The 21,760-nt window shown below is 68.9% G+C and carries 1 protein-coding gene (only partly in view); it reads left to right on the forward strand.

All coding sequences use genetic code 11. The features are described 5' to 3' along the window. On the forward strand, positions 1-21,760 hold the beginning of the coding sequence (locus tag ABZ827_RS03555; RefSeq protein ID WP_357232294.1) for a LuxR C-terminal-related transcriptional regulator. It continues 74,420 nt past the right edge of the window; the window shows 21,760 of its 96,180 coding nt (coding positions 1-21,760); its start codon is at positions 1-3; the stop codon falls past the right edge of the window.

Here is a 21,760-nt window from a genome sequence, read left to right on the forward strand (position 1 = left end):
ATGGCTCATAATGTCGACATTCCGGGGTGGTTGCGCGGAATAGCCGAAGTTCTCAATTTCGGCGTCGAATTCCCGGAAGCGCGTGCAGGGGATATGGCTGTCCTCGCCCAGGAATCACTGCTGGGTCCCGCCGCGGATTTGCGCATGATTACCCCGTTCGTCCGGGAGACGATGGGCGATATCGCGGATATCTACCAGGGGGAGGCAACCGATCCGCTGCTGAAGCAGCTGGGGAAGCTGGCGGACGGGAAGTATTCGCTGGATGCCATGGCGGATGCCATGGCGGAATTCGGGGGTGCGGTCGACAGAAGCGCGGACGGTATTACGAAAACCCAGCTGATGCTGCTGGGTTTTGCCGCGTACACGCTGTATGCGTTGTGGCAGGCACGCGCCATATTGTCGGTGACGCTGTGGGGGCGGGCCGCATTGCCGGCTGTCGAGGCGGGAATCGTCAGTGTGGGGCGCGAGGTGGTGGCTGTCACCGCGGCCCGCGGGGCGCAGCGGGTGGGCGCGGAGGTCGCGCTGGCGAATACGGTCGGCAAGGCGTTTCCGCTGCTCTCCAGGTTCGGGGCGTTGGCACCTGCGGAGAATGTGCTCGGCAAGCAACTGGTGGGGTCGGCCCTGAAGGCGGGTGTGACCGGGGCGGGGATTGATATGGGCGCCGGGGCCCTCGCGGGCGCGGGATTCGATCCGGCGTCGGCGGTTGTGGCGGGTGCGGCGTGGGCCGGCGTGCCGTTGGCGGGTGGGCCGGCCGCCTATGCGATGTCGCGAATGCTGTCCGGGTGGACGGCATCGATGTTGACCAAGCGTCTGGTGACCGGGACGGTCGCCGGGACGGTGGGGATGATGGGCATGTGGGCGGGGGGAATCGTCGGCCAGGTGGGAGTGCAGGCGGCACGGACGGGGACTGTGGCGTTGAGCGGTGTCGATACCGCGCTCGACCCGCATTATCTGCTGGGGGGTGCGGCGCTGGGTGCGATGGGTGCGGCGCGCGCGGGGGCGGGCGGGGGTATGGCGGAAACGTCCGTAGGGTCGGGGACCCGGGGCGCGAACTGGGGGGAATCGACCGCGCAGACACGAAGTGAGGGGCGCGGGCTTGTTCGCGAAATCGTCAAAGAAACGCATCCGGACAAGTTTCCGGAGGGGCCTGAGCGGGCGACGGCGGCCGAATTTCACAAGAAGGTCACCGATGTACAGAACGACGCGAATTCGAACGGCAAATTCAACCAGTACCGCGAGGGCCATGTCGCCGAGCTGAAGCAGATTCGGCACGAATGGAATGTGTACCGTGAACAGTCCGGGGGACACTCCGTGCCGGACGGTACTGCGGCGCATCCGAAAACGGCGGGCAGTTCCGGCGGTGACGGTGCCACGACGAATCCCCGGGGCGGAAGTAGCGCCGCCGACGGTGGGGGTGTGGTCGCGCGGAGCGGGTCGGGCGAGGGTGCGGGCCCGCGGGCGGGAGCGATCGACGGTACCGCGAAGGCGCCTGCGGTACGGGGTGATTCGAGTGGCGGGCCGGTGGCGCGCCCGAACAACGGTGCGGTCGCACGGGACGCGGGATCACCGGGTGCCGGGGACGGTGGTCAGGTGGTAGCGGGGTCGCAGAATGCGACTGCGGCACAAGGGGAGTCGAAACCCGCGGAGGCGGGGCAGCAGGGTGTGCTATCACCGGATCAGATCGTCGAGCAGGCGGAGCAGGCGCGGGCCGCAGTGCGCCGCGGCGCGGAAACCGGGTTGCCCGCGCTGGAGAACCTGCAGGATGTATCGCCGGGTGTCGCGAAGGTCGATGTTCCCGGCATCTTCGAGGCTTGGGCGGAGCGCGGGGGCGACGGACAGCCACAGTGGCTGGGTGACCGTGAGGTAGTGGTCTATTTCCCGGATCGGAATCCGGGCGGATTCGAACAGGGGATCCTGCCCAAGGACGAGTCGGGTATTGCGTTCGGTTTCACCTCGCTGGATCAGGCGCTCGCCACCGGTGCCGAGCACGTGTATGTGGTGAAGACCCGAGGTGGCGGCTTCGTTCAGGAGCTCTCGCCGGGGCAAGGGGAGACGGTCATCTATCTGGGTGGCGTCCGGGACAACTTCGTGCAGGGACGTCACGATGTGGTGGGCGGTGCGGGGGAACGGGTCACCACGTATGTCGAGAACCCCGGATTCGATCCCAGCCGGTCCGCGCCGCCGGTCCCGGCATCGGAACCGACCGCGGCGCCCGCGCCGGAAGGTGGAACGGCCGTCGAGCCGATACCGGATGGGAAACCGCCGGCACCGGAGCCGGTGTCGCCGCAGCAGGTGGCACGCGGTATGGCCGCTACCGGGCTGGCGGAAGGAGTGAATCCGGCGCCGGCCGCGGTCGGGCCGGTGGATATGGCGAAGTTCCTGGCGGGCGCGGCGAATGCTCCGGAGAATGCGCCGATCACATTCCGGCCGAAGGGGGGCGTGGTTTTCCTTCCGGTACCGGAGGGCAGTGCGGCGACACCGTTCGTGAACGGTGTGGCCGCGGAAGTTGTGGTGGGGTTCGACTCGCCGCAGACGGCGGCCCGAGTGGCCGGGCCGGGTGTCCGGTTGTATGTGGCCGAAGTACCCGGTGGGTTCAGCCAGAGTCTCGCGGACGGTGGGCAGGCGATTCTGCTTCCCGGCGGATTCGCCGGCGAGTACATACTGGGCCGTTTCCAGCCGGCCACGGATGATCCGGAGTTTCCGGAGTATGTCGCGAATCCCGGTTACGGCCTGCCGGCCGCGGAACCCGTGACGCTGCCGGATCCGGAGCCGACGACCGAACAGGAGATCGACCGGGTTCGGCAGCTGGACCATCCGGCGGACGGCGCATTCCGGCGCGCGCAGCGGGCCGCGCTGGCGCAGGCGATGACGGCCGCACAACCGCGGCCCTCGGAAGCGGCGCTGCGACAGGGTATGCAGGCGCGGGGGTTGCCGGTGGATGCGGATCCGGCGCCGGCCGCTGTACCGGAACGGCCGGGATTCGATCCGGACGCGGTGCCCGCATCGTGGGCTGCGCCGGTGGTCGGTGGCGCGCCGGAGCAATGGCAGGGAACGGTGGACGGCCCTGTCGTGTACGTACCGCTGGCCGACGGTGGGAAGGGGGTGTTCGAGGAAGGTATGTCGGGGGAGTCGGGGATGGTGCACGGGTTCACCTCCCTGGATCAGGCGATGGAATTCGGGGCGGAGGCCGTGGCCGTCGTCGACGCGCCGGGCGGGTTCCTGCGGCAGACGTCGCCCGGGGAGGGGATTGTCGGCTTCCTGGACAGCGTGGCCGGCGGCTACGTGGTGGGCAAGCACGTGCTATCCGGAAACGGGCCGGACGCGGTATCGGTGTTCGTGGCGAATCCGGGGTACGTCGCGGGAAGGACACCGCGACAGAAACCGGCAGCGGAACCGGTGCGGCAGCCACCTCGAGCGGCGAGACAGACGAAGCCGAAACCGGTCGCGCCCGAACCGCCCATGGCGCCGACCGAGGACGAGATCCGCCGGGGGATGGCGGCCACCGGGCTGACGGTGGAGAAGAATCCCATGCCGGGGGCAGTGGATCGCTCGTCGGTGGATATGGCGCGGTTGCTGGCCGGGTTCGGTAAATCGGAGACGCCGCCGCGGTGGGTGGAGAGCGGGGTCTCGTATGTGGCGGTGGCGGAAGGGAACCCGGCCGCGCCGTTCGTAGAAGGTCTGCATCCGGAGACCGCGGGAGCCGACGGTGTGGTGATGGCTTTCGATTCGCCGGCCACCGCACGACGGTTCGCGGAGCGGACCGGTCTGCGGGTGCGGCTGTATGTGGTTCAGGGTCCGGGCCGGTTCGTGCAGCCGCTGCGTGAGGGCGGTGAGGCGCATCTGTGGATGGGGGGTATCGCTCCGCAATACTTCATGGGGCGTTACCAGAACGATATCGATGCACCGGATTTCGAGGGTTTGCCGGACGCACAGGAGTATGTGCCGAACCCGGGGTTCGACCCGAATCGGGTGACGCGACCGGAGCCGGACATGGCGCCGGAGCCGGACGCGGAGTCGGACACTGAACCGGACACTGAACCGGAGTCGACGGCGGAGGCGATCGATCGGGTGCGGCGGATACCGCACCCCGCGGATGCGGCGTGGCACCGGCAACAGGCGCGGGCCGCCGCCGCGGCGGCGGCCCCACCCTCGGTGCGGGAATCTGTGCCCGCGCCGGAGTCGACAGCGGAGGCGATCGACCGCGTGCGCCGGACACCGCACCCCGCGGACGCGGTGTGGGGCCGGAATCAAGCTCGGGAAGCCGAAGCGGCCGTGGCAGAACCTCCGACAGGGGCCGAGATCGATCAAGGCCGAGCCGCGACCGGGGTGAGTATCGAGACGGATCTGACGGCGGGTGCGGTGTCCACCGCAAGGGTGGACTCGACGGGCTTCCTGGCGGGCTTCGGGAAATCGGCGGCGCCGGTGCGGTGGGTCGATCAGGGTGTGGCGTACGTGCCGGTGCCGGAGACGAGCACGGTCGCGCCGTTTGTCACCGGTGTGGCGCCGACGGAATCAGGCGCGCTGATGGCGTTCGATTCGCCTGTGACGGCGCTGCGGGTGGCGGCGGCATCGGGTACGCGAGTGCGGGTGTATGTGGTTCAGGCGCCGGGACGGTTCGTCCAGGATCTGCCCGATGGAGGCCAGGCGCATCTGTTCCTCGGTGGTCTCGGTCCGCAGTACTTCATGGGTTTCTGGCAAGAGGACGACACCGCGCCCGCCTTCGACGGTCTACAGGCAGCCTCCGAGTACATCCCGAATACGGACTTCGACAGCGCGCCGGCGTCCCAACCCGCGGCGGGGCTCGCGCCGGCCGATGAGGACCGGCCCTCGGCGGACAGCGAGTCGACGAGCTCGGATGCGGCGACTGCGGCTGAGACCACACAGACGAACTCGGATATCGAATCACCGGATTCCAGTTCCGCCGCGACAGATTCCAGTTCCGGCCCCGTGGACTCGGGGACAGATACGGACGCACCCCGGCTCGCGGGGACCGGTGTGGATCGCGCGGCCCCGGCGGTCGTCATCGACCGCGAATCCACTGGGCCGACGACCATTTCGACGCCCGATCCAGCGGCGCTCGCCGCGCTCGGCGATCAGGCCGCGAGCCGGTCCGGCACGGTTCCAGCCCCCGGCGACGGCACCACCGGAACCGCTGCGGCCGCCGTCAGCGGGCGGGTGCCGAGGCCGGGCGCGAGTCCCGGACGACCGTCGGCCCACACCGTGCCCGGTATCGCGGGCCGGGCCGCACGCCGGGCGCGGTCACGGTCCGAACGGGAGCGGACGGTGCAGCACGCTCGCGAGACCGTTGCCGAGGCGATCACGCGGGAAGGGGCACGCCTCGCGGATCTGGTGCCCGGTGCGGGCCGGGTTCGCAATGTGGCGTCCGACGCGCGTGCCCGGGCCCGGGAGCTCACCGAGTTGTGGCCGCGGTTGAGCGAAGACGAGCAGGCGTCGTTCATCGCCGCGTATCCGGAAACAGTGCTGGGAGCGATCGGTCTGCCGGCTGCCGCTCGGGGGCTGGCGGGCCGTACGACACTGGACCGGAGGCGGATCGAACTCGGCGACGAACGCGAGAAGGACCATCCGGCCTTCCGGCAGGCGAACCCCGAGGCACCGGGCGCGAATCCCGCGGTGATCGCGACTCTGGAAGCCGAGATCGCGGTCGTCCAGCAGGTGACGGCCGCCCTGGCGGCCCCGGCCCCGGAATCGGATACCGATATTGATTCGGAGACGGTCGACGACGAACCGTTCGCCGATCCCGACGATCCTGTGGCAGTTGAGCCGGACTCCGACGACGGTGATCAGCCGCTACTGGTGGGGGCGTGCTCGACCTACGCCGCCTACGAGTTCGAATGGGCGAACTGGGATGCCGCGGGCCGGGTCGGCCCGGAGCCGGTGAAACCCCCGGCCGGTAACCCCTTGCGTGGTGATACCGCCGTCAATATTGCGAAGCATGTGCGCGGTGACTGGCATCGGAACCGGCGACACCACGCGAACTTGCCGGAGCTGATCCACAAGGTGATGACCACTCCGGGGTTGCGGTTGCTGGCGGTGATCGAATACGCCGACGGTTTCGGCCACACCATTGCCGTATTCCACGACCCGGAGCACGGGATCGTGGTCAAACACAGCTACAACAACGGAAGAGAGTACGTCCACACCGGCCTCGCCGAAGTCAGGGATTTCGTCCGCCTTTTCGGGTCCGAAGCACACCGGGTGACCTCGATTCAGTCGGTGGACGGTGCGCTCGAACATCCTCTCGCCGAGGGGCAGGAGCCGGGCGCGCTTCCTGGGTTGCATATGGCCCGGACCGACACCCTCGCCTTCGGTGCCCCGGCACCGGTCGTATCCACGCCGCGTCCCCCGACGGCGAAACGGAAACCTGCCCGCGGTGTGGCGAAGCCCCAGGTGCGACTCCGGCCGGCGCTGCCACGCGAAGACCCGGGTTACACCCCGCGGCAGTATGAGCGGGCGGTGAAGCGGTGGCGCACTATTCGAGGTTCGGCGAAAACGTCCGAAGAGGTCCGGTCCGCCTGGATGTGGACGGATCCGGAGACCCAACAGGATCTGCGCGCGGCGCTGCCCGGGGTACTCGCCGGCGCGGATGGTATTCCGCTGGATATTCGTCATGAGGCGTCGGGAATGGTGCTGCGCCGGGCGGGCGACCGGTCCGCCGCCGACCGGGATCCGAAACATGCACGGGCAGTGTCCTTCTGGACGGATCTGCGGGCGGCGGCGGAGCGGTGGGCTGCCCAGGCGCCGGGATATCCCGCGGTGTATATGCTCGGCCGCGCGGGCAAGGTGCTGGTGATCGGAGATCCGGCGAACGCGGCGGAAATCCGCGTGCACGTGGTGGATCGGCAGGCTCCTGATGCGGCCGCCGCGTTGCGCCGGGCGACGGCTGTCGCAGTGGGGGATGCGGCGGCGGCCGCCCGGCCAACCGCGGCGGTGGTGTGGTTCGGCGGGGATGCGCGGGCACTGGCCCGGGATACGGCGGGATTGGCGGAAACTTCTGGCACACCGGGCCATCCGGCGCCGGATATTGTTCTGGTGGATCACATATCCCCCGGGGCTTTCCAGCAGGTTCGACCGGCGACTCGGAGGAGCCTGGTTACGGCGGCGCGGGCGGATAAGACGCTGGCGCGGTATCGCGATCGGCTCACAGTGGCCGACCGGCATCCGGGATTCGCTGCCTGGCAGCTGGGAACACGGGGGGGCACTCCGGCGGTCGATTGTTTCCCGGAGGCCGCGCGGGTGGTGCTGGAGAGGGCTATCGATGCCCGGCTGCGCAACCCAGAGATCAACCCCGCCACCGATCCGGTGCTCGCCGATCTGCGGGAACGGCTGGCGATGGTGCAGCTGGTGGGTGTGGTGCAGCGCGGAGTGCACGGCGATCTGGGTGCGCATCTGCTCGGTGCGGACTGGTATCCGGACGGGTTCACCGGATTCGACACGCTGGCCGAGGCCGTCCCCGCCGAGGGGGGCACGATGCTCATCGCGGTCGCGTACGAGGGTTTCGAGCGTCGCGAAATGGTGGGCGCGCATGTGGTGCCCGCTTGGCGCGAGAATGGTCGGATCCTGGTCCAGGAGCCCGGCGAGGAACCGGAAGATTTCGATATATGGCGGCAAGGGCTGTCCGGTGTGGTGGGCTGGCACGGCCTTGCCGTCGAGCCCGACGGGACGGCCGCGGTCGAATTGGGCGAAGACGGCTGGACGCGGGGGGTGCCCGGTAAAGCCTTCTCGGTCGCGGCGATGGGTGCACGGCGGGACCGGGCCGGTCCGCCCACGGCCGAAATCGGGCCTGCGCTGACGCAGGTGCTGGCCGGCGCCGCGACCGAGGCTCGCGAGCTACGGCGCTCGATCCGCCTGCATCTGGCGGCGCGCGGACAACAGGCACCCGAGCAGTTGTGGTCGCCGGACCGGCGGATACGCCGCCGAGCCCGGGAGACGTGGGACGCCGATCTCACCGCTGCCCGGCGCTCGCTGGCCGAGGCGGCCGGGGTGCGGCCGGAGGTGCTGGCCGACGATATGCTCGCCGACCAGGAACTGGCGGATCTGCGGATGCGGGCCGGAGAATCGGCGGCGGTGGCGGCCGCGATGCGTGAATTCCGCTGGCGCGACGAGGTGAACCGGTTATTGCAGCGCCTGGACCGGATGACGGTGTGGGACCGGCGGGGCACCGAACTGGTGAACAAACTGCGCGCCGCGCGGATCCAGGTTCTGGGAGGCGAATCCGCCGCCGAATATCAGCGGTTGACGGCGCAGGCGGATCGCCTCGAAGAACTGGCCACCGAACTCCGGCAGGTGGCGGCGCACCTCGCTGCCCCCGTGAACCGGCCCAGCCGCACCGAATTCCAGCGCGTGGACAACGCCTACGACACTGCCCGGATGCGGCTGGGCGCCCGGCTGGCCACCGCAACCGACCCGGCGGATATGACGAGCGACGAGCTCGCGGCAGCACTCGAGCAGAAGTCCCCCGGGATGGACGCCGAGTTCCTGCAGCGGCGCGCCGAGCTGGCGAAGGAGTTCGCCGAGCTGCGTGACCGGCGACAAGAATTCCGGGAGCTGGACGAGGTCACCATGACCGCCACCATGCTGAACGGCCTCTTCGATAAGGTGCTGGCCGACGCGGTCCGGACTCCCGGCTCGCGGCCGCCGAACCGCCGCGGGATACTCGGCCCGGAACTCGTGCGAGCCCGGTTGGCCGCGACCACCATCCGGCTGCAGTACGCGCAGATCGCCCTACCCGATTCCAGCGCTCCGGACGTCGTGGGCGAGGACGGTGAACCCGCGCTCGGGCCCGCCGATCTGGAGCGCTGGCGGGAGCAGCGAGCAGAACTCACCGTCGCGGCAGGACAGATGTTCCGGACGCTGGAACTGCCCGAACCGAACTGGGATCGGCTGCGCACCGATTTCGGTGCTCTGCTGGCACAGTTGCGTTCCAAGGGCGCAGACCAGCAGATGACGGAGCAGCTGTGGGCACTGCTCTACCACGACACCGCGATCGATCAGCTGGAGCAGGCGGTGGCGGCGTCCGTCCGGATCCGGCAGCTCGACCGGTTGGACCGGACAGCGCGGCGCGCCCACTCCGAGAACGCCCAGGCGCAGTTTCGGTTCCGCGAGCTGCTGCAGAATCTGTCCGAGCGGGTGGACCCCCGGATCGCGAAGATACTCGGTAACGGGCCCGTGCGGTCCGACGACTCCTGGTTCGCCGGGGTCGAGACGCTGCGCCGGATACAGGCTCGGCCGGACAGTGGGGATGCCCGGCCGCCCGCGGAACTGGATCGGCTGCTCGACGCGGCCCGGGAACATCAGCGCTGGGCAGACACCATCCGGTACCTGGACACGGCGACCGAACGCCTGGATCAGGTGGCCGGTGCACTCCGGAAGGAAACCGATCGGGCCGCCGGCGAAGACTCGGCCGGTTCCGGCGCGGCCGGGTACGAAGACTTCGATTCCCAGCTCGCCGGGCTCGTCGCGGAACTCGAACAGATCCTGACCGATCGCGCCGATACCGGCCGGCCCAGTACGGCACCGACCGACGGTATGGGCCGGCATGTGGCCCCGCGGCGGCTGTCCACCACACCGCCACCGGCGGGTGTGGGCGATGCGACCGCGCCGCCGCGGCGACCGCGACCCGAGGCCGGGTATGCGCTGCGCGACGACACCCTGGCCGTCTGTCTGGCCGAGACCCTGTGGTTCGGCGCGAAAGCCCTGAAGCTGCCGATCGATCCGCCGTCCCGGTACAATCCGGCGAGCCGGCTGGAGAACCGCCACCCGCTCGAACTGTCGTCGGCGGCGCGGGGGGCGCGCTGGCGGACCCGCGGGTTCCGCTCGTTCGACGAGATGTACGCGTTCGTCGCCGCGGGCGGGTACGTGATCGGGTCCGTGGACGGCACCGGCCTCCTCGGTCACGTCTTCATCATGTACCTGGCCGACGGCGAGGTGTGGGTGCACGAGCGCGGTCGCGAGGATGAAGAGGATTCCCGGCTCGATATGTACCTGGCCGAAGACGGCGAGGCGTGGGCGGACGAGGGGGATCCCGGGAAACAACGGGATTTCCGGTTCGACGACTGGACGAAGCCGAAGGGCAAGCTGTACGGCGTCCTGTTCGACGCCGACCGTGAACCCGTGGATCCGCCGCAGCCGGATCAGGAGCCGCAGGTACCGGGCCGGGATTACCCCGCCCGACTGCTGGGGCGGCGCCCCCGCGAGGACAACGAATACGACGAGCCGCGGCCCGCGCCGCCACTCCCGGACGATCCCGACCGTGTGGGCATCGGCCCCGACCTGGCGCCCACTCTGGAGCGAGCGCGGTGGCAGTTCCCGGCCTGGCGGCGGACGCTGGTGGAACAACTCGACGATATGGTCAGGAAGGTCGAGGTCACCGCCGCCGACCTGCTCGATCCGGGGCTACCGACGCGCGCGGTGTGGCTCAGCCGGCGCGACCGTGCTCGCGACGCGGTGAACGCACTGATCGAGGAAGTGCCCGGCATCGATTCGTGGCGGGAGCATTTCACCCTGCCCGAGGATCTGTCCGACCACACACAGGTACTGCAGGCACTCGGCGACCTCCGGGCGTGGACCGAGCGACCGGATGCCGTCGCTGAGGCGGTCGACGAATTCGCCCGGCTGTACGAGACGATGAAACTGGTCGAGGACGCTGGACGGCTCGGCGACTGGGCCCGGCAGATCGAAGCGCTGAACGATTCTCTGCACCAGGCGCATGCGCGGTATACGCAGAACGCCGCGGCCGAGGAGGACTATCGGGCGCTGGTCGCACGGGCCGACCGGCTCGACGCCTTGGCGCTGGAGTTCGGTAACGCGAGGAAGTTGCCGTCGACGATGGAACGGGTGGGTGGCCGGTACATCGACATCGAGGACGACTACGGGTTGTCTGTCGACCACGTGTCCGGTCTTCCCGGCCGGTTGGCGATCCTGCGGTTGCACGGGGAGCTGGCCGCGGCACAGGAAGTTCTGTCGTTGCTCGTCGATGTCGATCCGGCCGATCTCACCGCCGCTGAGCTCGAAGATCACTTCCGGCCGACACAGCAGATACCGGCCGATTTGTCGCCCGCCGAGGCGTCCGCCGCGGCGATGCGAGCCGAATCTGCGCGTCGCTGCGCCGAATTGCGTGAACTCATCCGCGCATTCGATACTGCCTTGGAGAAGGTGGGGCGGGTCCAGGAAGCCGCGGCAGCGTTCGACCGGGGCTGGCTGGCCACACCGGGGCCGGGACCGGACGCGCGCTCCGCCGCGCGCGCCGAGCTGAACCGTTTCGGTGAAGATATGGTCTCCGAGCAGTACGGCCTGGCCGACTCGATAACCATGACAGCCGATGAGCTGGCCGGCGAAGACCGGATCGCGGTCGATACTTCAGGGATGAACCCGGCCGAGCCGGCCTGGTTGCGCGACCGGCAACACGAGGTGCGGCGCCGGCTGGCCGAACTGCTGGATATCGCTCCGGCCGAAGTGGATGCGCAGGAGGTACTTCTCCGTCGAGAGCCGGGAGAAGCGCATCAGCTGGCGCAAACGCTGTATTCGCTGGACGAGCTGACGAGACGTTCGGCGGAGTATCTCCTGGCCGAGAGCCGGGCCCGTGGGGTCACCGCACTCGACCGGGCACTCCGCTATGCCCGGGCCCAGCGCTCCGCGGCCGACGAGCGGTATCACCGCGCGCGAACCGGGTATCTCCATGCGCATCCGGAGCTCGCCGATCCCGAGTATCTCCAGATGCACTCGGAGCTCACCGATTTCGGCGAAGTCTCGGCGGCACTTACCGGGGAACAGCACCAATTGGACGCCCTGCATGCGCTGATCGACCTGCACACAACGGCCGGACAGCGGGACACCGGCGGTTCTCGGGCAACCGGCGCCGCGGCGGCCGGGCGGCGCCGGGACGCGCGGACGGAACTGCTCGCGGCGAGCGAACTCCTGCGGCACTGGACGGCGCTCACCGCACGGGTGCAGGCGCGGGCCGGGCAAGTCGACAGCCTGGCCGGGCGGCGGCGCCAGGTGCGGGGACAGCTCGATCTTCTCAGTAAGGACAGGGTGCTCCATGGCGGGCTGGCCCTGCGTCTGAATGATGGGGACCCGAATATCGTAGAGCGCCCCGCCGCGATCCGACGGATACGCGATGCGGCGATCCGTGCCCGGGTGGAGTATTTCACCGAGCATGAGGTGGACGAGTTCTCCGAGAACGTTCCGCGCTCGGTCGACCCGGGCACCGCGAAGATCGCGTTGCTGACGAACCTGGCCGAAGCCGCTGAGCGGTCTCTTGACCTGAGCGACGAGCTCACGCACCTCGACGGACAACTGGACCGGCTCTTGGCGCCCGGGGACGCCCGGGCGGTGTTCGGGGCGGCAGCGCTCAGCGGGGGGTCGAGCGGGGCGCCCTACCAGAAGCCCGGTACCGGAATGCTGGTCACATCGCGCGGCTCGGTGCCTCGCGAGCTGAACCAGTGCGGGGTCGCGCTGCGTTCGGCGGTGACACAGGTCTTCGACCGTATTGTCGCCGACCCCGGGGTATACAGCCCGCTGGGCGGGGTGTTCGTCAGCGGATTGGAGATAGCACTCGGCGACGTCCGTTCCCGCCGGTTTGCTGACGTGGCTACGGCGGTGACGCTGCTGCGGCAGCGGGGTGCGCAACGCGATAAGCGTGGGTTGACCCGTCCCATCGGTATGGTGATCTTCGATCCGACGGTGCAGGCGACCGACGACGACGGGGGCCTGGGGCACACATATCTTCTGGTGCGACGGCTCGACGAAAACGGTGACGAACGGCTCGAACGGCACGACAACGGCGTGGTGGAGCACGATTTCGAGGTGCCGGAGCCCGGTTCCGGCGGTCCGGTGTTCGTACTGTTCCTGGACGACGAGGGCAGGTCGATCGAAGACCCCGTCGCTGCCGGGGCGGTGCCCCTGCGCGAGGACAAGGAAAATTTCCGGGTCGGGGCGAGTCCGGGTGAGCCGGACCCCGGGGCGCCGGCGGATATCGATACCGGGCCGCCGGAGCTGGTCGCGATCCTGCGGGACGTTATGCAGGGGGTGGGCGCTCGACGGCTGGACTCGCTCTTCCTCGCGCCGGCCGAGATCGAGGGCGATATCGTCGAATCCGCTCGGTGGCGGGCCCGGGTGGCCACCGAGATCTGGGATAGGGCCGGCAAGGCGGGGATGCAGGATAAGCTGCTCGACGACTATCCCATGATGGAGCCGGTGATCAGGCCTCTGCTGGATCATCTGTCGCCGGACCGGGTCCGGAGGCCCTTGCGGAAGCGGGTCAGGCAAGCAGAACGTGCCGCTGCGGAGGCCATACCCGAGCCAACCGATCCGGCACGCGAGCCAACCGATCCGGTGATCCAGCATCTGAGATTCGCCGAGCTCGACCTCATCGAGAAACTGACCGACCTCACCACGCAGCAGGTGCGGAAGGACGGGCTGGAGGTCCAGCTGCGGTCAGCCGATTTCGTCCCCGACTCGATAGTCACCCGTTCGGGCCTGTCCCGGGGCCGATTCCAGACGCGGCTGTCGGTCGGCGACGTGGACACCGCCGATACGGTGGTCTGGTACCAGTCCAAGCGAGTGACCTCGATGGATCAACTGGGGTCGGTGGTCGATGACGCGGCGGCCGCGCTGCGCGACCGGCGGCCGGATAAGGGCACCGTCGCGATGATCCTGCTGGTCGATTACGACCTGCAGCCCGACGATCTGCCACCGAAGTCGCGCCGGCGCGTTCACGACGAACGGATGAAACACGACGTTACCGGACTGGTAGAACGTATCGCCGCCGCCAATACGGTGCAGGAAATGCGTCGCCGCACCCACACCCGGCCCCGGGTGGTTCTCGTCGGCCGCGGCGAAGGCGGGGACACCGTGGAGGAGGCAGTGCGCCGGTTCCCTGCTTTGCTCGAGCAATTCGACGGGATCCCGGATACCGGTAATGCGTGGCGTCTCGACAGCCGTCCGCGAGTGGGGCTGACCGGCGACGAGAAGTCCCGGGCAGACGCGTTTGTTCGCGATCTGGACGGTCTCGGCGCGAATCCCTCCGCTGCGCAGGTGGCGGAGCTACTGGAGCAGTACGCCGATATCCGGGGCGTCGTCGCCGACGCCGCGCCGGAACGGATCGCCGGGCTCGCCGGCGCACCACTGTTCCTGCGTCATATCGCCAATATGATTTTGCTGCACGAGCGTTCGCTGCGCGACGAAGTGGCGCCGGCCGCCGCCGGTGCGGAACCGGTGCGCACCACCGGACCCGATGCCTTGAACCGGCTGGCCCGGTCGGCGCACCGTCTGCCCGGTTCCCCCGAGATCACTGTGCTGTCCGTGGATTCGACCGCGTACGACGGTGCGGATTTCGTCGTGATCGGTGATATCGAGAACGCGAAGAGCATCAAGATCGATCTGGCCCATGGCCGGTCGAACCCGGTGTCATTCGACACTCTCTGCCAGGAGTCGATCGAGTCACTCCGGAAGAAGCTCCGCGAAGACCCGGCGGCGTCGGTGGCGACACTGATCTGGCGGGGTGGCGAAATCAGGACGCTGGCAGCACACCTCGCGGAAGTACTCGAAATGCGCGCCGCAGCCGCAGCCGACGGTGGTCCGCCGATGCCGGCGGTGACGTACGACACATTCGATGATGTGGGGAAGAGGGCCCCGGCAGCAGATCTCCCCCCGTCGCTGGTATCGGCTGCGTTGCGCGCCGCATTGAACGCTGTGTTCAACCGAATCGCGCTGGCGAATTCGGTGGCACCGCGATCCCTCGACGATCTGCTGGACCCGCGTTCCTCGGCGCGTGCCGAACTGGTCGAGAGTTATCTGGACGCGCGGAAACGGGTCGCAGCACACCTCGATTCCGCCGCCGCCCGGCCTGCCGAGGGGTTGCTGGTACAGCAGGTGGTCGCGGACCTCCGGGGAGAGACCGACCGGTCCGCAGAACAGCGTGAATTCCTGCGGCTGTACGACCGGCTGCGGGCGGTGAATCTGATCGAACGCGATGAGAGCCGGCTCGCGCGATTGATCACGCTGGAGCGGGTGCTCCGGGACTCGCAGGAACAAGCGGACCAGGGCGCGGATACAGAAGGCGAGTACGACCGGTACTCCTCGGCCGCGCAGCAGTTGGCCGATCTGGCGGAGCGGCTGATCTCGCTGGAAGATGTGGAGGCCGAGACGCCCCGCCCGGCAGAGGTGCGGGGCCGTGAGATCGAAATGGCCGCTTATGGCATCGAAACCGGCCGGCGGCGGCAGACCAGTACGACGTTGAAGGAGTTGTCCGACCAGTTCACCGCCAGCCGGCTCTTGCTGAGCCTCCGTCTCGGAGCGGACCCGGCGGCACTGAGCGCCGCCGACCTGGCAGATCTGGATACCACCGCGGTGCTATCGGCCGGCGCGACCCCCGAACTCGCGTGGGACCAGCTCCGCAATCATCTGGTGCAAGAGTTCGAAGACCTTCGCGCACTGCGCACTCGAGTGGCCCGCGTGGATGCCGAGGATACGAGCGCACAGTTGCTGCGGGGCCTGCTGGACGCCGGATTGGCAGATATCACGAGCGGGGCGCGCAGGCGATCCTCGGCGCGGCGGGTGGATTTGGGCGACAACCTGGCTCGGATGAGGGGCGAGAATGCAGCGGCGGTGCTGCTCCGGGAAGTGCCGGCCGGTTCGGGCCCGCATACCGAGATCAGCGCGCAGCTGGCGCAGATCGACGCGGTGGCCCGAGCATTGGAGCAGGCGCATCGGCGGCGGTCGGTGGCCAAACAGCGCCTCGCCGATGGGCGTCGCCGCCTCGCCGAGTTGTTCCCGGCCGACGCGGACGTCATGGGTTCGGGCCCGGATGTGCGGGAACGGTTGCGGATACTGCGCGCCGAGGCGCTGACGGAGAAATCCGCGTGGCAGGCGTCGAACACCTCGCGCAGGCGCCGCCCGGGCAGCCCCTTCCGGCCCGGACCGGCGATCCGATACAGATTGCTCGACCAGCTGTGCACGGACGCCGAGAACTATGACAGCGCAGCGGAGTTCTGTGACCGTCTGGACGCGCAAGCCCGGCAGCTCGACGAGCTGTCGGGGCAGCGGCGCACGGTCGACCGTCAACTGGTCGATTCGATAGCGCAAGTCACCAACACGCTCGACCGAGCCGGAGTAACGGTAGCCGAACTGGGCGATACCGCACAGCAACTGGACCGGGCCCGGCACCTGCGCACCGAACAGGCCGGGCGGCTGCTCGCACTCCTTCCGGCCAGCCGGCGGCCGCGCGTCCCGGCCGCGAAGCTGACCGCCGCCCGCGTGCGATCGCTGCCCCTGTCCATCGATCAGATGCCGGCATGGGTTGCCGCGCAACAATTTCTGGAACTGGACACATTGGTCGCCGATATGAGCGCGGTGACCGGACGCACCGAGACCCTGGCCCAGCTGGACGCCCAGCTGAACGAGGGACTGGCCGAACTCGTTGCGACGGCCCACGGTGCGGAGATCCTCGACCGCGTGCGGCGTCCCGCCCGCACCGCTGGGTTCCGGGCGGTTCCGCAGCGGAAACGCGCGACGAAGCTTCCGGTCCCCGGTATCGGCGACGGTGTGTCGATACCGGAGCCGCCGGCGGTGGCCGATCCGGCACGGGTGTCGCTGGATCTCCCGAAGATCTGCGCCGTGGACGCGTTGTGGTTCCTCCGGATACTCGGGATCGACGTGGACCCGCCCTCCATATTCGATACCACCATCTGGCTCAACGGTATCGACCCACTCGCGGTGGCGAAGGCGGCGAAGGCGAACTGGCGTCGGGGCGGGTTCCGCAATATCGAGGAGATGTATCAGCGGGCCGCCCGCGGCGAAGTGGTTCTGGGTGCGGTGAGCCACGGTGCGGCCGGGGCGCATGCGTTCGTGCTGTACAAGGGGCACGACGGGCAGGTCTGGGTCCACGAACGCAAGGGTCACGAAGTGATCGATAAGCCGTTCGCGCAGTGGAAAATACCGGCGGGCAGGCTGTACGGCATCGTGTTTCACGCCAACAGGAAGCCGGCGCGGCCGATCCGGCCGGGCGAGAAGCCGAAGGGACGCCCGGGCCACGATTTCCCCGGCACCCCGTTGGCCGGCGCACCCGGCGGGGACTCAGCCGATCGGGCCGCGGAATCCGCGGCCCGGCGGGAACTGTTATACCCCGCGCTCACCCGGGCCGGGTTGCTGGATGTGGGTGAATTGTTGCGGCTGCCCGGTATCGATGTGGATGCCCGCCGTAACCAGGTCATCCGCGGCGCCGCGTTCTGGGACGACGACGGGCTCGGCGCCACAGAGCGGGAAATCCTGCGAACGGAATACTCCGCGTACTTCGGTGCGTTCGAGTTCGTTCCGCCCGGTCGTCGGGACGCCCACAACAGGGAGCTGCTCCGCCGCGAATACGATGCACTGCGCCGGCGCGACCGGATGGACGAGCTGGGCGAGGGGGAGCAGGCCCGACTGCGGGAACTCGACGATCTGGTGCTTGCGCTGGACGAAGCGGACCGCCGAGCCGCCGACCTCGGGGTTCGGGCTCGTTTGCTCGCGTATCCGCGCAGCTCGGGCGCGGGTCTGCTGGTGCTCGAACTCGGCGACCGGCATGTTTCGGCCCAGCACACGAAGGTTTTCGTCCCGGAGGCGGCCGCGGATGCCGTGGAGCTGTCCGGCCAGGTACACACCGTTTCGGATCTGGTGCGGTGCGGATCGCGGTCGGGTCCCATCGTATCCGCGCTCCTGGTTGCCCGGTTGGGGCCCGTGGACAGCGCGGCGGCCGGTGCCGATCTCGCGGACTTGATCGTGTCGGGTGCCGCGGTCCAGGAATTCCGGGCACCCGATGAGAAACCGGTGACCGTCGAGGTGGTGTACCGCGGTGACGGACGCGCGATCTGGGAATCGGCGGCGGGCGCGGTGCCCGCTGGTGTACAGGGCCGGGAATTCGCCGTGGACGCTTCGGATTCAGTTGGCCGGCCGGGGCCGGACGCCTCGCGTCGACCGGGGCGTCGGGCCCGGTCCGCGCGCGACGCGGAGGGCGTCGGGCAGGTGCCGGGGATAACCGGGCCGGCCGAATTCGGGGGGCCACGGGAGCTGGGGCCGGAATTGGACCGGTTCCGGTATGCCGCCGCGCTGGAGAGTGGCATCGAACTGACGGTGGATGAGGTCCTCGAACACGAGGGCGCCCTGTCCGATGAAGCTGCTGTCCTGCCGGGCGTGGTGCGGGCTGCGGGGCTCGATCACGTGCAGGCCGCGCTGTGCCGGTCCTGGGCGCTGGTGGACGCGAATCGTGGGTCCGGTGAGGAACGGGCGAAGTGGGACACCGATCACCTGGTTTTGTGTGCGAAGGTGAACGACCTGATCCGGCGGGATGGCAGCCAGAACACCCTGATCGGAAAACAGGACCCCCAGTGGGACTCGGAGGCGTGGGGGGAGTGGATAGCGGCTGTCAAGTCCGGCGAGCGGAAAATCGATGAGGAACTGCTGTCGATCCTGTGGCTGGTTCGTGAAGCAGGTCTGGTCGACCGACAGCGTCGGGCGGCCATGCCCGCGCCTCCACCGTTGGTCGGGATGGCGAACTCGGATTACAAGAGCAGGGAGAAGCTGTATCACCTGAGCGGATATTCGGGCTCTATCGACGAATTCCGCCGGGAACTGCCGGCTTTCCAGGGCCAGCGGTCGCGGAAGGCGCGGCAGCTCGGATTGCTGATCGGGGCGTCGGTCGATCATTTGACACCGGTGCGGGTCGCCCAGCTCGCCGACCGGCTGGCCCGGCAGCACGACCTGGCCGAAACTGTCACCCTGGCGGTGGCAGTCCGGGAACTGGATGCTGATATCGCCGGCGCGGAGCAGGTGGCGGCAGCAACCGAGCGGATCGACTCGGTGACCCGGCTGAGCACCGCGATAGCGCACACCAGGGCGCAGATGCAGGTGGCCCTCGAGGATTTCGTCCGGCTTCGTGACAACAGCGGATCGAGTATGGCCGCGCACGGATTACAGCTCACCGCAGGCGTGGCCGACCTCGACCTCCTACGGGAGTTGCGGCAGACCGTGGGGGAGTGGACACCGCAGGGCATCGCCCAATCGGTTGCCGTTACCCGGATCCGTGCGGCACTGGACGAACTGGTGGTGCTTGCCGAGGAATGGTCCGAGCTGAAGCGTCGGTCGTGGCATCTGGGCGACCTCACGGTTCGCGTGCGCACGCTGTTCAACGAGCGGCTGCGGGTGACCGGTGAACGGGATACTGCCGCCACGACGCTGGCGGATTCCCCGGCTGTTGTGGAATTCCCCTGGATGACGGTGGAGGCGGGGCGCACAGACCGGGTGCGGGCCGAACGGGACCGGGTCGCGGCGGCGCTGCTCGCCGAACTCCACGAGAGTGTCGCCGACGTGACCGGGGAATCGCCGACCGAAACGGCTGCCGCGCACCTGCGTGCTGCGCTCGAGCATCGCGTCGATGTGCTGGCAAATACGGGATGGGCTGCGGCAGCCACCGCTTTCGTGCAACTGGATGGGCTGCTGAGCGCTTCGGAGACCATCGATATCACCACCGCGCAGCTGGCGCGGATAGATACGGCGTTATCGGCCGGCCTGGACAGCCAGCTGAGGGGGCTGGTGGAGCACGGCCGGCCCGCGGATCTGGCCGACTACCGCCGCCCCGGTTTCGCGAGTCCGGTGCCCATCGCCGGCGGCACACTGAATATCTGCCTGCCCGAGGCGACCGACGCCCTGTACGCCGCGCTCGGCCACCCCCCGCCGGAACGGTCGGATATCGTTATCGGCCCGAACGGGGTGGATCCCGCCGACGCACCGCGCATTGTCGGTTCCGACTGGGAACGCGGCGGCTGGGGTTCGTTCGACGAATTGCACGATCTGGTGCGCACTACCGGCGACGGGGTGGTCGCGGTGGTCGGGTACCAGGGCATGCACAATCCGGGCGCGGTGGGGTCGCATGCGGTGGCCGTATACCGGGCCGGGCATGTGGTCATGGTGAACGACAACGGCGAGGTGATGTCGTTCCGGGAGTGGCAGGGCCGGCAGGATCGTGTGGACAGCATCCACGGGATGCGGGTGCGTGCCAACGGGAAGCCGCGACGTAAGCTCGGGCGGGGCGGTCGGTCGTTCGCGGTGGCGGGCTTGGACTTCAAGAACGTTTTGATCGGCGCACGTCTGCCCGGATATATTCCTCCGCGGCTTGCGTTGACGGCTCTCGGATCGAGTCCCGAATCGCCATTGGCCTCGTTCGCCGAGCGTCAGTGGCGGAAGCTGTTGGGCGACGTGGAGACCGAGGTCGAGCGGGCGCGGGACGCGGGACAGTTCGATGACCGGGGACCCGCTGGGCCTGCTGCGCTGCGCCGGTTCCGGCTGCGACAGATCGAAGAACGCTGGAACAGAGCAACTCTCGATATCTACCGGGATATCCTGCTGCACACTCGGACCGACTTACTGGCCACCGAGGATCTGCCGTATTCGATGCGGGACCAGGTGAACCGCGCACTGCTGGCCCGGGAACTCGGTGAACTGCAGGACCTGAATCCGGCCGACCTGACCGCCTACCAGGCCGACCGCCTGACCGAACTCCAGGCCTGGGCCGACCGGTTGATCATCGCGGAACGCTGGACCACCCAGCTGCCCGGACATCCGCCGGTCCTGCTGATCGAGCTCAGCACGCCGGACGGGCGGGGAAACACCGTCCTCGTCGTCGGCGATCCGGACATCGCTGAGGAGATCCGGGTGTTGTCCGCGGCGCAACCGGCACCTCCCGGCCGCGACGCTGCCGCCGCAGTCGAACCGGCACCCGATGCACTGCAGCCGACCGGTTTCATCGGTGACCCGGACTTCGTCCGGATGATGGGCCTGCTGCCGTCCCAACAGGGGCACCTGTCCGTGGCTGCCGTGTTGTGGCACCGGCGGGACGGCGCCCCCGATACGGATGCTGTGGGCGCCCTGCTCACCGAGCGACCCGAGACCGTCCCGCCACCCCGGCTGATCTTCCTGGAGAACGATGTCCTGGCCGACGTGGACGAGGAGGGCGACGCGTATTCGCCACTGCCCGGCGATTCGCATCTGGTGGTGATCACCGCGCTGGAATGGGTCGGTATCCGCCTCGCGGATTTCCTCCCGCCTGCCGGGGCCGATGCCGCGACGGTGGCGGATATAGCGCGGGCCAACGATGAGATCTGGCGGACTCTGCCCTCGTATGTTCATATCGCCCTGCTGACGGAACACCCGGAGGTCCTGGCCGAGGCACCCGGCCTGCCCGTCTCCGTGCGCAATTTTGCCGGTCGGCTCACGCTCGGGGATGAAGGCGCGGGCGAACCGCACGAGCAGGAGCTCGTCGCGGCGATATCGAGGGTCTTGCGGGCGGACGAGCAGCAGGACACGTGGCTGCTGTCCCACACCGTGGACGTCGATCGGCCGGAATTGACCGTGGCCGTGGGGAAGAACCCGGATGCGGCCGGGCAGGCGCATTGGGTAGAGCTCGAAGCCACCGACCTCGAGACTGCGGCCGCGGACGCCCGGAAACTGTTCCGCGACCTGGACGAGGGCGATACCGCCCTGATCGCCACGCTGCGGGTGCCGGGGGAATATACCGACGCGGACGCGAAGGTTATGGCCGGCCGGATCGCCGCGCACAATGCTGTTCGGCGGCAACGTGATCCGCACGGCCACCGTCCGGTCACCGCTGTCGCCGAGATGGCGACAGCGACCCGTGCGGTAACGGATGTGCCCCGGCAGCCCGGGATGACCGCCGAACTCGACGCCGCCCCCACCGAATCCGGCCGGCAGA

Origin of the sequence: Nocardia sp. NPDC019395 (assembly GCF_040632335.1) — a bacterium.
Classification (GTDB): domain Bacteria; phylum Actinomycetota; class Actinomycetes; order Mycobacteriales; family Mycobacteriaceae; genus Nocardia.